The following is a 13994-nucleotide window of genomic DNA, read 5'->3' on the forward strand; positions in this document are numbered from 1 at the left end:
GACCCTCTGGCCGACGCCAGGCAGGTGAAGGGAACGATCTCCATGACCGACAACACCTCTACTCCCTCCGACGAGGCCGCTCAGAACGTGGCGCTGCAGAAAGCCGTCATCGTCGGCATGCAGGTCGACCAGGATCGGCACGTGATCGACGAGGCCGTCCGCTACGCGCGCTTGCTGAGTGCGCCACTCGTCGTCGCGCACGTCGACGTCACGCGCTTCGTGACCTACGAGGACCCGGACGGATACGTCCATTCGGCTCCGATCGACATCAACTTCGACGCCGGCGCCGCGGAGTTCGAGGCCGTCGAGGCCACTGCGGCCCGACTTCTGGCCGGGACCGACATCACCTGGACGGCTCGGCAACTGGTCGGCGACCCGGCCCTGGCCATCAAGCAGCTCGCCAACAAGCTCGACGCGCAGCTGATCGTCGTCGGCACGCGCAAGCGCGGCATCGGCGAGTCGATCAGGGAGTTCTTCACCGGATCGGTCGCCGCACGTCTTGCGCACCGACAGCATCGTTCGATCCTGGTCGTGCCGCTGGGCGAGTCGGTGCCGGACGAGCAGAAGGAGATCTGGCCCGAGCAGTAGCGGCCCGTTCCGAACACAGAAGAGGCCCCGCAGGCGGATCGCCTGCGGGGCCTCTTCTCTGTTCGCGTCACCCTCTGTTCCCGTCACCCTCTGTGGATGACGATGCCGTGACGTCGTGTCGACGGTGCGGGGTGCGCGGCCGGCGCGGCGCCGAGCGACGGCTGCGTCATCGGAGAGGAAGGCTCCGTCCGGGTCGGGGTCTCATCCGGCCGCGGAGAAGCTGCGGCGCGGGTCGACCCGCTCACGAGCGGGAAGCGCTCAGGGCGACCGTCACGCCGCGTGCCGCGGTGTCCAGCGCCGTCTCGAGCTCGGTCACGACCGACGGCGACAGCGTGCCGCCCTTCGCAATATGGGTGCGCAGGTCGGTGCGCACCCTGGCGCGGAAGGCGTTGATCACGGCGTCGGCACGATGCATCTCCTCGCGGCTGACGAGACGGGAATCGTCGGTCGCCGTACGAGGCCGGTTCTTCGCCGCCGCGCGCTCGCCCTTCTCAGCCGCGGCCAGGTCGGCGCGCAGGCTCTTCATCGCGTCCTGCACGCTCTGCCGCACCTCGCTCGCGATCAGGCGCACCGAGTCGGTGAGCCCGGCCTCGATGCCGGCGAGGTCGCCCTCGCGAGATGCGAGCTCCGCCCTGCCGGCATCGGTGATGGAGTAGATCGTGGTGCGACCGTCGACGGTCTTGGTGACCAGGCCCTCCTCCTCGAGCTTCGCGAGCCGCGGGTAGATGGTGCCGGCGCTGGGCGTGTAGGTGCCGCCGGTGCGATCGGTGAGCGACTGGATGATGCCGTACCCGTGCTGAGGCGCCTCGGAGAGGAGAGACAGCAGGTACAGGCGCAGGTCGCCGTGGGAGAAGACGGCGGGGCTCATGCTTCCCACTCCTCGTCTTCCGTGATCGATGCCGGGGTGCGACGGAGCACGGTGACCCCACCCGAGACGGAGTTGGCGCGCAGATCGACGAAGCGCCCGGCGAGCTCTCCGGTCGTGCCGGTGTAGTTGCTGGGGCCCGAGGTGCTGCGCTCGACGCCGTCGATCAGCAGGCGTCCGCTCAGAGAACGGATGACGTAGTTCGCGGCCAGTGACTCGTCGAGGCGCACGGTGGTGCCGCCGGAGACCGAGTTGACGTTGATGGTGTTCACGTCGCCCGCGGCATCGACCAGCGTGGAGCCGGACACGATGTCGACGGTCGCACGGCGCACGGTGCCTGTGACGGCCACGTCGCCCGAGACGCTGTTCGCGGTGATCGAGCCGGTGAGGCCGCGCACCTGCACGTCGCCGGAGACGGAGTTGACCGTGAGGTCGCCGATCAGGGTGTCGACGATGATGTCGCCGGACACGGTGTTGAGTCTGGCGTCGTTGCGGAGTCCGGACACCAGCGCGCCGGCGCTGACGACACCGAGGTTCAGGGCGATCGCGCGGGGGACCGCCACGCTCACCTCGGCGCGGGGGCCGCCGGAGCCGAAGTTGCGGAACACCTCGAGGAAGTTGTCCCAACCCAGCTGCGGGTGGTCGATCTCGACCTCGCCGTCGTGCGCCTCGACGCGCAGGTCTTTGGTGGTGACGCCGTGCACCTCGATGCGGATGCCCGGTTCGTCGTGGGCGATGATGTCGACCTGCCCGCCGACGAGGCCCACCTTGAGGCGGGTGACGGATTCGATGTCGATGACGCGTTCCTCGCCGGGGGCGATGAGCCACTTCTCGGTCATGTCTGCTTCTCCTGGGTTGAGGGTCACGATATATCGTGTATTGTCACAATAACACGATATATCTCGATACTGTCAACCCCCTCTTCCGGTGCGGGCGCATCGCCGCGACGGCCGCGCGTCCGTCCGAGCGCCGATGGGCCGACCGGTAGTCTTCGACGGAAGGACTTCGAGGGGAGAAGATGTGGCAGGGCGATCGACGAAGCAGCCCATCGCCGACCGAATGTACGAGGTGCTGCTGCACCAGTTCATGTCGGGCGAGCGGGCGGCGGGGCAGAGCCTGAACATCGGAGCCCTGTCGCGTGAGCTGGATGTCAGTCAGACGCCCCTGCGTGAGGCGCTGGCGCGGCTGGAGCACACCGGACTCGTTCAGCGCGAGGCTTTGCGCGGCTACCGGGTGGCCCCGGTCATGACCCGCGACGAGGTGGAACAGCTGGGCGAGGCCCGCGTGCTGCTGGAGCCCCGTCTCGCCTATGAGGCCGCGCAGCGCACGACCCCCGAATTCCTGGAGGGCCTACGCGGGGCGGTGGAGGACTTCCGGCGTTCGGCCGAGGTCGCCGACACCGAGACCGAGGGTTTCGATCTCTACTGGCGCAGTGATGCGCGCTTCCACATGATGATCGCGGCGCAGTCCGGCAACGCCTTCCTGGAGATGTCGTACGCGGCACTCGGTGGGCAGATCCAGCGGTTCCGCCTGTTCTCGAAGTTCGGACGCACGGGTGCAGTGAGTGCCGCTCCGGAGCATGACGCGGTCTACCAGGCGATCGTCGCCGGTGATGCGGAAGGCGCGGCCGCAGCGATGCGACACCACATCATCGGCGCCACCGAACGGCTTCTGGAGGCCTGAGCGGCAGAGGCTCCGCGGAGTCCGGGAGCTGTCGGTTCTCGTGGATTGCGCTATACTATTTTTTGTGAGCGCGCAGAATGAGGGCACCATGTCGACGTCGACGACCGGATCAGCAGGATCATCCGGGTACGTCGCACGTCCTCTTGTCGAGGGCTTCCCCGGCAAGTCGAGCTCTCACGGCGCCTTCGGCTGGAGCAGCCTATGGCTGCTCGACGACGGCGTGCGGCGAGTGCTCATCGATGCCGGTCAACCCGCCTATATCCCCCTCATCCACGCCGGCCTCGAGCGGTACGGCCTGACCACGGACGACGTGACGGACGTGCTGCTGACTCACATGCACTGGGACCACGTCTCGAACTTCCCGATGTTCGCCAACGCGACCACCTGGGTGGGGGAGCGCGAGCTGCGCTGGGCCGCGGAGCAACCGTCCGGCACCCCGTTCCTCCCCGACCTCCACGTGCAGGAGCTGCTTCGCCGCACCGATCGGGTCGGACGCATGACAGCGGGCCAGGAGGTGTTCCCCGGCATCCATGCGATCGACAGTGCCGGGCACACCCCGCACCACCTCGCCTTCTATCTCGACCGCACCGACGAGAAGCGCGTGTTCGCCGGCGATGCGGTGAAGAACCTGTATGAGCTGGCTTCAGGACGGGTCGACTCGACGCTCGACCTCGACGCCAGCGCGGCGACGATCGTCGCGATGCGCTCGCTGCTCACCGACACCGGAGCCAGCCTCGTGCCAGGGCACGACGTGGAACTGCGATGGGAGGACGGCGAGGTGCACCGCCGGCACGCCCCGCGGGCCGCGATCGGATTCTTCGCCGACGCATCGACGGGTGAAGAGGACCGCAGCATCGGCTGACAGCCGAGCGCGCAAGAGAGGACGATGATGACGACAGTGCTGTACACCGGCGGAACAGGGCGCATGGGGCGGGTGATCCGCGAGGGTCTCGCCGCCCGATACGACCGCGTCGTGCTGTTCGCGCGCGCCGACGCCGATGAGTCGCTCTTCCCCGGCGAGCAGATCGTGATCGGCGACCTCGGCGACCTCGACGCTCTCACGGCAGCGGCCGAGGGCGTGGACGTCATCGTGCACCTCGGCGGCATCGCCGACGAAGCGCCGTACGACGACATCCGCCGTGTGAACATCGACGGCACGTACCACGTCTACGAGGCGGCGCGACGGGCCGGCGTTCGTCGCGTCGTCTACGCCAGCTCCAACCATGTCGTCGGTTTCCACCCGGCGAGCGAGGTCCTGGACGAGAGCGCACCGCTTCGTCCTGACACCTTCTACGGGGTCTCGAAGGCGTTCGGCGAGGCCATCGCCAGCCTGTACCACGACAAGTGGGGGATCGAGTCGGTGCTCGTGCGCATCGGCACCTTCCGCCCGGAGCCCGAGGACAGGCGTCAGCTCGCGCTCTGGCTCAGCTGGCGTGACGGCATCGAGCTCTTCCGCTGCGCGATCGAGAGCGCCCCGTCGGGCTGTCAGGTCGTCTACGGCTGCTCTGCCAACACCGGCCGCTGGTGGAACGGCGATGCGGGGTGGACGGCGATCGGCTACGTGCCCCGCGATGACGCCGCCGACCACGCCGACGGCGTCGACCTCGATGCCCCTGCACCCACCCTGCACGGCGGCGCCTTCGCCGCCCCCGACTACGAAGGAGGGATCTGGTGACATCGACCGATTCCCACGACGTGCTGATCACCACCGCATTCCTCGAGCCCGGCGACGAGGTCGACCGGATGCTGCGCGGCGCCGGACTCACGACTTGGCACGAGCCCGAGCTGGAGCGCCTGGACGCCGAAGATCGCGCACGGGCGCTCGCCGGAGTCCGGGCGATCATCGCCGGCACCCGCCCTCTGGGCGATGACGAGTTCGCGCAGGCCCCCGAGCTGCGGCTCGTCGTGCGCACGGGCGTCGGCTACGACAGCGTCGATGTGAGCGCGGCGACCGCCCGCCGGGTGCCCGTGTGCGTCACCCCCGGCGCCAACCGGCAGGCCGTCGCCGAGCACGTCTTCGCCCTGGCGCTGGCGTGCGCCCGGCGCATCCCCGAGAACGTGAGCAACCTCGCCGCAGGGACGTGGCAGCAGCTCACCGGTCGGGAGCTGCGGGGCGCGACTCTCGGGATCCTCGGGCTGGGCTCGATCGGCAAGGCGGTTGCGACGATCGCCGCGGGCTTCGGCATGCACGTCGTCGCGTACGATCCGTACTTCGACGAGAGCTTCGCCGAGGCCAACGGCATCCGTCGCCTCGAGCTCGACGAACTGCTGCGGGAGGCCGACTTCGTCACGCTGCACCTCTTCCTCGACGAGTCCACCCGGCACCTCATCGACGCCTCTCGCCTGGCCATGATGAAGCCCGACGCGGTGCTGATCAACACGGCGCGAGGGGGCATCATCGAGGAGGATGCGCTGGTCGACGCCGTGCGCGACGGACGCATCGGCGCCGCCGCGCTCGACGTCTTCGCGGACGAGCCGCTGGGAGCGTCGAGCCCGCTCCTGCACACCCCCGGCATCCTCGCCACGACGCACGTCGCGGGCGCGACGCGTGAGGCACGTGGCGAGTCGGGCCGGATGGCTGCGCGCAACGTGATCGCGGTTCTCGGCGGCCAGGCGCCCGAGTTCGTGGTGAACCCCGACTACGACGCGGTGACCGCATGATCGTCGAGACGTCGTCGGGGCCCGTGCGCCTCGCCGCCAACCTCAAGTGGATGTTCACCGAGGTCCCCTTCGCCGAGCGGTTCGACGCGGCAGCCGAGGCGGGCTTCACCGCGGTGGAGTTCGCGTCGCCGTATGAGCTCGCCCCCGCGGAGGTGCGTCGTCTGCTGGACGACGCCGGCCTGACGCAGATCCTCATCAACACGCCGGCCGGAGCCGCAGGGTCGGCCACGGCATCCGGTGCGGCGTACGTCCCCGGCGCGGAGCAGGAGTTCCGCGACGGGGTGCTGCGGGCTCTGGAGTACGCGGCTGTCCTCGGCGCCGGCGTGGTGCACGCCATGGCCGGAATCGCGCCGTCCGACGCCGACGCCGACGCGGCCTTCGCGACGTATGTGTCCAACATCTCCTGGGCGGCCGCGCAGGCGCGTGGCACCGGGGTGCGGGTCGCGTTGGAAGCGATCAACAAGCGTGATCAGCCCGGCTACGGCCTCGCGTCGATGGAGACCGCTGCGGCGGTGGCCCAGGCCGTGGATCCCGACGTCGTCGGTGTGCTGTTCGACGTCTACCACGCGCAGGTCGACCGCGGGAACGTCATCGAGCGGTTCGAGCAGCTCCAGCCGACAGTCGTGCATGTGCAGATCGCCGACAACCCCGGTCGTGGCGAACCCGGAACGGGCGAGATCGCCTACGAGCGCGTGCTCGCCCGGATCGCGCAGAGCGGATACCCGGGGTGGATCGGCTGCGAGTACGCCCCCGTCGCGGGCACCCGCGAAGGGCTTTCCTGGATCGAGAGGAACCTCCGGTGACCGAACCGAGGATCGCGCTCATCAGCGCGACGCCACTGGCGATCGCTCCGGCGACCGCCGCCATCACCGCCGCGCTTCCTGCAGCGACCGTGTGGAACCTGCTCGATGACCGGCTGCTCGCCGACGCGCAGACCGAGGGCGGCATCACCGCGCCGCTGGCTGCGCGCATGGACGGCCTGATCGAGCTCGCCCTCGCCGGGGGAGCGGACGGCGTGCTGCTCACCTGCTCGCAGTTCGGGGAGCGCGCCGACCGGCGCGAGAGCGACGCCGGCGGACGCACCGTCCTCTCGGCGGACGGCCCTCTCTTCGCCGAAGCCGTCGCCGCCGACCCCGAGCGAGTTCTGCTCGTCGCCTCGCTGCCCTCGGCTGCGAGCGACAGCGGAGAGCGTCTGGTGCAGGCGTTCGCGGAAGCCGGATCGGCTGCGCACGTGTACCCGGTCGTGATCCCCGCAGCAGCCGCCCCCCTCTCCGCCCCTGAGCTCGTCGAGACACTCGCCGCAGCCATATCCGACGTCGATGAGCCCTTCGATCTGGTGGTGCTCGCCCAGTACTCGCTCGCGGATGCCGCCTCATCACTCGCCGACCGACTCGGCGTCACGGTCCTGGACGGGCCCGCCGCGGCCGCGCGACGATTGACCACGGTGCTCCGGGACGAGCACCGATGATCGGCGTCATCGCCGACGACGTGACCGGAGCGACGGATGTCGCCGCGGCTCTGCGCCGCGCGGGACTGCGCACCCTCCTCGCGCTCGACACCGAGATCGACGAGCCCGCTGTCCCGGCCGACGGCATCGTCATCGGCCTGAAGACACGGTCTCTTCCCGTCGACGAGGCCGTCGCGCAGAGCCTCGCCGCGCTCGCGGTCCTGCGACGGCACGGAGCGGATCGCATCTACGTCAAGTACTGCTCGACGTTCGATTCCACGGACGAGGGCAACATCGGTCCGATCACCGAGGCGATCGCCGATGCCCTTCAGGCCGGCCTGGTGGTGACGACGCCGGCCGCGCCCCTGCACGGGCGCACCGTCTATCGCGGTCACCTCTTCGTCGGTGACGTGCTGCTGGCCGAGACCCATATGCGCGAGCATCCGGTGACCCCCATGCGCGACTCCTCGGTGCCGCGGCTGCTCGCGGCCCAGTGCACGGCACCGGTCGGACTCCTGCCCCTCGAGATCGTGCAGCGCGGTGCCGACGCCGTGCGCGAGGCCCTGGAAGGGGCACGCGCCGAGGGGATCCGTCACCTCGTGGCCGATGCCATCACGGATGCCGACCTCGCCGTCCTCGCCGGCGCCCTCGGCGGCGAGCCGCTCGTCGCGGGATCGGCCGGACTCGTCGGAGCGATCGCTCTGCGGCAGACCGCTGGCGGTACGACGGCGCCGGCGCCCCCCTCGGGTCGTACCGCGATCATCGCGGGCAGCTGTTCCCGGCGCACGCTCGAGCAGATCGACCGTTTCGTCGGATCGGGGAAACCTTCCCACCGCGTCGTGGCCGAGCCCGGTGATACCGCCGAGCTGCTCGCCGCACGCGCTGTGGAGTGGTGGGACCGGCAGCCTTCCGACGCCGCCGCGCTCATCTACTCGTCCAGCCCCGCAGCGCAGCGCCGTCACGACGTGCCGGGCGCCGGGGAACTGTACGAACGGACGGCGGGCCTCATCGCATCGCAGCTGTCCGATCGTGGCGTGAAGCGCATGCTGATCGCCGGGGGCGAGACCTCCGGCGAGGTCATCCGCGCCCTCGGCACGACCGTCGCAGTGGTGGGGGAGGAGGTCGCGCCGGGCGCGCCGTGGATCCACGACGAAGCGCGTGACGTGCACCTGGTCCTCAAATCCGGGAACTTCGGCGAGGAGGACCTCTTCGTCGAGGTTGCGCGACAGGGTCGCGGGGCATGAGCGCCGACGCCCGCCGCGCGATCGTGCGCGTCGCCCACTCGATCCACCGCCGCGGCCTCACGCACGGCCGCACCGGGAACCTCGCCGTGCGCGACGGGGAACGCGTGCTGGTCACACCGACGGGGGTGAGTCTCGCCGACGTGGACGCGGACCAGCTGTCGGTGGTCGCCCTCGACGGCGCGCACCTCGAGGGTCCGCCGCCGACGAAGGAGGCGTTCCTCCACGTCGCGATGCTGCGCGTGCGGCCGGATGCGAATGCGGTCGTGCACACGCACTCGGTCCACGCGGCTGCGGTGTCGTGCCTGTCCGACATCGATGCCGACAACCCGATCCCGCCCCTGACCGCGTACTACGGCATGCGTGTGGGAACACTGCGGATGCTTCCCTACTACGCCCCGGGCGACCCGGCTGCGACCGGTGCTGTGGAGGATGCCGCGCGCGTCACCCACGCCCTGCTCCTGCGCAACCACGGCCCCGTCGTCGCGGGGGTCGATCTGGACACCGCCGTCGACGCCCTGGAGGAGCTCGAGCACACCGCGCAGCTGTTCTTCCTCACGCGCGGCCTCGCCACATCGCCCCTCACCTCGGCGCAGCTGCACGCGTTCGCCACGCCTTCCGGAAGGAACCCCTCGTGATCACCCTGTACAGCGGCCTCGTCGTCAAGAACCCCCTCGTCGAGCACGTCATCCCCGCGTTCGAGCGCGAGACCGGCACACGTGTCGAGGCGACGTTCGAGCCCACCACCGTGCTGCTGGAGCGCATCTCCGCGGGCGCGCGGCCTGACCTGGTGCTCGGGGTCTCGTCTTCTGTCACCGACCTCGCGGTTCGCGGCCTGGTGGATCCCTCGCATGTCGCAGAGATCGCGGTCTCATCCGTGGGCTTCGCGCGGCTCGACGGCGCTCCGGGGCCGGCCGACGACTCGGCATCGGCGTTCCTCGACTACCTGCTCGCCGCCCGCGCCGTCGCCTACACGCTCAGCGGGGCGAGCGGTGTGCACTTCATGCAGATGCTCCGCGAACGCGGACTTCTCCAGCGCATCGATGAGCGCGCCGTGCGGTGCGCGAGCGGGCTCACGGCCGAAGCACTGCTGGACGGTCGTGCCGATGTCGCGATCCAGCAGGTCAGCGAGCTGCGCTCGGTGCCCGGTGCGCAGGTCGTCGAGCCGATACCCCACGAGTTGCAGTCCTACGGACGGTTCGCCGTCGGCGCCCGTCCTGGAGCCGGGGACGACGCGGCGCGATTCGTCACCCTCTTGACCGAGAAGTCGGCACAGGACGCGTTCGCCGCGTTCGGACTGTCACGCCCCTGATCCCCGTACGAGGAGAGCACTGATGAGAAGAGTTGTGGTCGACACCGACACCGGTGTGGACGATGCATTGGCCCTGATGCTGTTGGCCGCCGATCCCGAGGTGGAGATCCTGGCGGTGATCAGCGTCTTCGGCAACACCACGGGGGAGCGCGCCGCAGACAATGCGCGGTACGTGCTGGATACCTGCGGGCGCACCGATGTGCCGGTGTACCGCGGTGCCGACGTGCCGATCGTGCAGGAGCTGCGCATGAACTCGGGCATCCACGGTGAGGACGGCTTCGGCAACACGGGCCTGCGCCCTGCCCGTTCCGTGCCGGCGGAGCCGCGCGGGGTCCCGATCCTGCTCGACCTGGTGGAGCGGTACGAGGGGGAGATCGACTATCTCGCCCTCGGCCCGCAGACGAACCTCGCCGTGGCGCTCGAGGCGGAACCCGAGCTTCTGACGCGGCTCCGCTCGACCACCATCGTCGGCACGCTCGGTCCGGCCCTGTATCACGACACCGCACCGTGGGAGGATCGGCGATTCCGGGTCTCGCGCGATCCCAACGTGTCGTTCGACATCGATGCCGCGCGCATGGTGGCTCGGCATCAGGGCGACGTCACGTGGTGCGGGCCGTATGTCACCCGCCAGGCCCTCGTCCCCGAGGACTTCTTCCTCGAGATCGCCTCCACGACGGGGTTCGCCCCGGCGCAGCTGATCACCGAGATCAGTCGGGACTACGCCGGCTTCTACTCGCGCTCCTACCCGCAGCCGGAGGGGCGTCGGGTCATGGGGATCAACGACAGCATGGCCGTCGCGAGCCTTCTGCATCCCGAGCTGGTGACCGGTGCGGTCATGCGCCCACTGGAGACCTTCCTCGACGAGGAGACGGGCGACCGCTTCCTCGCGGGGGTGCATCCCGTGAAGGACGAGACACGACCGATCCACCGCGTGATCTTCGACATGGACTTCGACGGTGTGCTCGAGCGCATCGGCGAGGTGCTGCGGCGTCCGCTGCCCTGGCGCTGAGTCACGCGGGCGGCTCAGTCGTAGGTTCGCGCGCGAACCCACGGCATCGGCAGCAGATCGGCGGCGGTCACCCACACCGGGTGGCCGCCGTCGTCGACGAGTGTGCGGATGCCCGGTGCGATCGCGGGCACGACCTCGCGGCAGACGCCGCAGGGGTTGAGAATGACCGCCGTGCCGTCGTCGCGCAGACCGACCGAGACGATGGCCTCCACCTCTTGCTCCCCTCCGATCCGGGCGTTGGCGAGGGCTGTGCTCTCCGCGCAGACGCTCTCCCGAGGGGTGCGCAGGCTGAGGCCGAGGTAGATCGCTCCGGAGGCCCCGCGGGCGGCGGCGGCGACGCGGTGGAGGTTCGTGTCGTGCGCGCGGATGATCAGTTCCGATGCGGCGTCGAGGAGCCGTCTGTCGTCGTCGTCGAGCGAGGAGTTCACGATGCACTTCTTTCTGTCACAGAAGGGATTCCTGCTATACTATAGTCGTGTTCGGATCTGCTTCCCGAAGATGAGCACTCCTCGCCGACTGGCAGGAACTGCTTCATGACCAGGAGATATCCGCATATTAGGGTCGATCACCTCCCTCTCGGGGGCAGAGCAAAGGAGCTCCATGAGCACTGAAGAAGTAGTGGCCGCCGCACCGCAGCAGCTGACGAGCAAAGCGAGCCGATCCGAGCGCCGAAACCTCCGAGCATTGAGCTGGGGGCATGCGCTCGAGTGGTACGACTGGGCGATCTTCGGATTGCTGTCGGTCTATCTCGGCGCGGCGTTCTTCCCCTCCGACAGTCCACTCGCATCGACGTTGAACGCGCTCGCCGTCTTCGCCGTCGGATTCGTCGCACGTCCGCTCGGCGGGGTCGTCTTCGGCTTCGTCGCCGACCGCTTCGGGCGCAGGAAGATCATGATCTTCGCCGTCGGCGCTGTCGCGCTGGGCAGCTTCATCATCGGCGTGCTCCCCGACTACCAGAGCATCGGTGTCATCGCACCGATCATCGTCGTCGCCGCGCGCCTCCTGCAGGGACTCTCCGCCGGTGTCGAAGCACCGCTCGGCACGGCGTACGCGCTCGAGCTGGTGCCGAACCGCCCCGGCTATGTCGCCGGCTTCTTCGCGTTCTTCAACAATCTGGGCAACCTGCTCGCGCCCACGTCGATCTTCCTCATCAGCCTGCTGCTGGGCCCCGAAGCCCTCGCCGCGTACGGCTGGCGCATCCCGTTCATCGTGGGCGGGCTGTTCGGTCTGATCGTGCTGTGGCTGCGTCGCACGCTCCCCGAGACGCTCGACACGGCGGCGATCCGCACGGTCGGTGCAATCCCCACCAAGGACAACTCCGTGTGGCGCGACGTGCGCAAGTACTGGCTGAGCGTGCTCGCCACCGTCTTCATCGTGGGCGCGATCCAGGCATACAACTACACGTGGATCGCGGGTCTGCCGAACCTGGCCAACGGAACGTTCGGGGAAGACCCCACCGCCGTGTTCGCCATCACCACCGGAATGGGCGTCTTCCTGACCGTCGGAGCCTTCGCGCTGAGCCGCATCCTCGATCGGTTCCCGATGTCCCGGTGGTTCGTCATCGCGCGCATCGCGGCCATCCCGACGATCTTCCTGGCGCTGCTTTACTCGCAGCCCGGGATCGGAACGCTCGCCGGCGTGATGTTCGGCGGTGCGATCGTGCTGCTTCTCAACATGACGATCTTCGTCGTCGTCTCCAACTCCCTGCTGCCGCAGCACATCCGCGGTACCGGACTCGGTCTCGGGTACGGCCTCGGCGTCGCCATCTTCGGCGGCACCGCCTCGTACCTGCTGCTCTGGCTGCAGAGCCAGGGGATGATGTGGGTCTTCCCGATCTACATCGCGACCCTGTGCGCGATCAGCGTGGTGCTCTACGTCCTTGCGAAGCGGCGCAACGGCCTCTTCGTGGGCAAGTGACCTCCTGATGGATCTCTGGCGCGAGATCGTCGGCTGGGCCGGCAGTGCTCTCCTGATCATCTCGATCCTGCAGCCGACGATCTCGCGCCTGCGCTGGTTGAACCTCGGAGCCTCGTCGCTGCTCATGGCGTACAACCTGATGCTCGGCAGCGCGCCCATGGTCGCACTCAACATCACGTTGATCGCGATCAACTGTTGGTATCTGTTCGTCGTCGCGCGCGCCGCGCGGGCGAAGACGGCGAACGCAACCGCGCTCAGTGAAGAGTCCGACCGGCACGCTCGCCGCTAGGACATGACAGAAAGTATGAGTATGGAACGACTGATCATTGACACCGACCCCGGGATCGACGACGCGGGGGCGCTGTTCTGGGCGCTCTCCTCGGATGCCTTCCACATCGAAGCGCTGACGACGGTCTTCGGCAACGTGGATGTCGACACTGCCACGGCGAATGCCCGCAAGATCGCCGCCGTGGCTGGCCGTTCCGACCTGCCCATCTGGAAGGGTGCGAGCCGACCGCTGGTGGGCGAGCCGCACTTCGCGGAGCACATCCACCGACCCGGCGGGGTGGGCTTCTGGGAGTACCCGGATCCGGATCCTCATGCCGAGGTCGAACCGGACGCCGTGCGTCGGATGATCGACACGGTCATGTCGGCTCCGGGCGAGGTGACGATCATGGCTCTCGCACCCCTCACGAATGTCGCTCTGGCCATCAAGCTGGAGCCGGAGTTCGCGCGCTCGGTGCGCCGCATCATCTACATGGGTGGGGCGGCGCTGACGTGGGGCAACGTGACCCCCGTCGCGAGTGCGAACATCTTCAACGATCCCGAAGCCGCGGAGATCGTCATCCAGTCCGGCGCGCCCCTCACGCAGGTGGGACTGGACGTCTCCCGGAGTTTCGCCCTCACGCCGGACCATGTCCGCACGCTCTGGGAGTCGCGCGCGCCGATGGGCCTGGCGCTGTGCGAGATGATCGGATACCCGGATCGTCAGGATGACCCCGACGAGATGCCCGAGTGGAAGACCGAGGGCATGCACCTCAACGACGTGCCCTGCGTCGCCTATGCCCTCAACCCCGACTGGTTCACGGTGCGCAACCTCCGTGTGGATGTCGAGCTGAACGGCACGCACACCCGCGGACAGACCGTCGTGCAGATGATCGATCGCTGGCAGGGCGTGCCGAACGTCGACGTGCTGTTCGACATCGATGCTCAGGCGGTCGCCGACGCGCTGACGGCTTCGCTCACCGCGTTCGGAACAACCGCCGACTGAT

General features: G+C 68.9%; 17 protein-coding genes. 14 read left to right on the forward strand and 3 right to left on the reverse strand.

The window, feature by feature from the left end; translation table 11 throughout:
* The first annotated feature begins 42 nt into the window (after window positions 1–42).
* Complete coding sequence (locus D514_RS36380; RefSeq protein ID WP_017831340.1) at window positions 43–588, forward strand: universal stress protein; 546 nt, start codon at window positions 43–45, stop codon at window positions 586–588.
* A gap of 241 nt (window positions 589–829) precedes the next feature.
* Here D514_RS36380 and D514_RS36385 read toward each other — a convergent pair whose 3' ends face one another.
* Window positions 830–1456 carry a PadR family transcriptional regulator gene (locus D514_RS36385; RefSeq protein WP_031206418.1) on the reverse strand — a complete coding sequence of 209 codons (627 nt, stop codon included), beginning with the start codon at window positions 1454–1456 and terminating at the stop codon, window positions 830–832.
* Complete coding sequence (locus D514_RS36390) at window positions 1453–2292, reverse strand: DUF4097 family beta strand repeat-containing protein (RefSeq protein WP_017831342.1); 840 nt, start codon at window positions 2290–2292, stop codon at window positions 1453–1455. Before D514_RS36390 ends, D514_RS36385 begins: the two co-directional genes overlap by 4 nt.
* 181 nt (window positions 2293–2473) lie before the next feature.
* On the opposite strand from D514_RS36390, the gene D514_RS36395 reads away from it, so the two are divergent.
* The 10 genes from D514_RS36395 to D514_RS38225 all read left to right on the forward strand — a co-directional run bounded on the left by D514_RS36395 (window position 2474) and on the right by D514_RS38225 (window position 10806).
* On the forward strand, window positions 2474–3136 hold the full coding sequence (locus D514_RS36395; protein WP_036323857.1) for a GntR family transcriptional regulator: 663 nt from the start codon (window positions 2474–2476) through the stop codon (window positions 3134–3136).
* Window positions 3137–3200: 64 nt separating this feature from the next.
* Window positions 3201–3998, forward strand: coding sequence for an MBL fold metallo-hydrolase (locus D514_RS36400; protein WP_201764757.1), 798 nt, complete (start codon window positions 3201–3203; stop codon window positions 3996–3998).
* 27 nt (window positions 3999–4025) lie between these two features.
* Window positions 4026–4811, forward strand: coding sequence for an NAD(P)-dependent oxidoreductase (locus D514_RS36405; RefSeq protein ID WP_017831345.1), 786 nt, complete (start codon window positions 4026–4028; stop codon window positions 4809–4811).
* On the forward strand, window positions 4808–5797 hold the full coding sequence (locus tag D514_RS36410) for a phosphoglycerate dehydrogenase (protein ID WP_017831346.1): 990 nt from the start codon (window positions 4808–4810) through the stop codon (window positions 5795–5797). Before D514_RS36405 ends, D514_RS36410 begins: the two co-directional genes overlap by 4 nt.
* Window positions 5794–6600 carry a hydroxypyruvate isomerase family protein gene (locus D514_RS36415; RefSeq protein ID WP_017831347.1) on the forward strand — a complete coding sequence of 269 codons (807 nt, stop codon included), beginning with the start codon at window positions 5794–5796 and terminating at the stop codon, window positions 6598–6600. Before D514_RS36410 ends, D514_RS36415 begins: the two co-directional genes overlap by 4 nt.
* On the forward strand, window positions 6597–7265 hold the full coding sequence (locus tag D514_RS36420) for a hypothetical protein (RefSeq protein ID WP_017831348.1): 669 nt from the start codon (window positions 6597–6599) through the stop codon (window positions 7263–7265). The genes D514_RS36415 and D514_RS36420 overlap by 4 nt, the downstream gene beginning before the upstream one ends.
* On the forward strand, window positions 7262–8488 hold the full coding sequence (otnK, locus tag D514_RS36425; protein WP_017831349.1) for a 3-oxo-tetronate kinase: 1227 nt from the start codon (window positions 7262–7264) through the stop codon (window positions 8486–8488). Before D514_RS36420 ends, otnK begins: the two co-directional genes overlap by 4 nt.
* Window positions 8485–9123, forward strand: a complete 639-nt coding sequence (locus tag D514_RS36430) for a class II aldolase/adducin family protein (protein ID WP_017831350.1) — start codon at window positions 8485–8487, stop codon at window positions 9121–9123. The genes otnK and D514_RS36430 overlap by 4 nt, the downstream gene beginning before the upstream one ends.
* A complete protein-coding gene (locus tag D514_RS36435; protein WP_017831351.1) occupies window positions 9120–9797 on the forward strand; it encodes a substrate-binding domain-containing protein in 678 nt (225 codons plus the stop codon). The genes D514_RS36430 and D514_RS36435 overlap by 4 nt, the downstream gene beginning before the upstream one ends.
* Window positions 9798–9819: 22 nt before the next feature.
* Window positions 9820–10806 (forward strand): nucleoside hydrolase, encoded by a 987-nt coding sequence (locus D514_RS38225; protein WP_081603948.1) that lies wholly within the window; start codon window positions 9820–9822, stop codon window positions 10804–10806.
* Window positions 10807–10820: 14 nt separating this feature from the next.
* Here D514_RS38225 and D514_RS36440 read toward each other — a convergent pair whose 3' ends face one another.
* Window positions 10821–11234 (reverse strand): hypothetical protein, encoded by a 414-nt coding sequence (locus D514_RS36440; protein WP_017831353.1) that lies wholly within the window; start codon window positions 11232–11234, stop codon window positions 10821–10823.
* A gap of 172 nt (window positions 11235–11406) precedes the next feature.
* On the opposite strand from D514_RS36440, the gene D514_RS36445 reads away from it, so the two are divergent.
* Genes D514_RS36445 through D514_RS36455 form a run of 3 tightly spaced genes read left to right on the forward strand, consistent with a single transcriptional unit; the run spans window position 11407 to window position 13993 of the window.
* Window positions 11407–12723 (forward strand): MFS transporter, encoded by a 1317-nt coding sequence (locus tag D514_RS36445; protein ID WP_031206429.1) that lies wholly within the window; start codon window positions 11407–11409, stop codon window positions 12721–12723.
* A gap of 7 nt (window positions 12724–12730) precedes the next feature.
* A complete protein-coding gene (locus D514_RS36450; protein WP_017831355.1) occupies window positions 12731–13012 on the forward strand; it encodes a hypothetical protein in 282 nt (93 codons plus the stop codon).
* Between the two features lie 21 nt (window positions 13013–13033).
* The gene (locus tag D514_RS36455) at window positions 13034–13993 is read left to right on the forward strand and encodes a nucleoside hydrolase (protein WP_017831356.1); all 960 of its coding nucleotides are present in this window, start codon (window positions 13034–13036) and stop codon (window positions 13991–13993) included.
* The last annotated feature ends 1 nt before the right edge of the window (window position 13994 follow it).

This window comes from Microbacterium sp. UCD-TDU (genome assembly GCF_000340625.1).
Taxonomy (GTDB): Bacteria; Actinomycetota; Actinomycetes; order Actinomycetales; family Microbacteriaceae; genus Microbacterium; species Microbacterium maritypicum.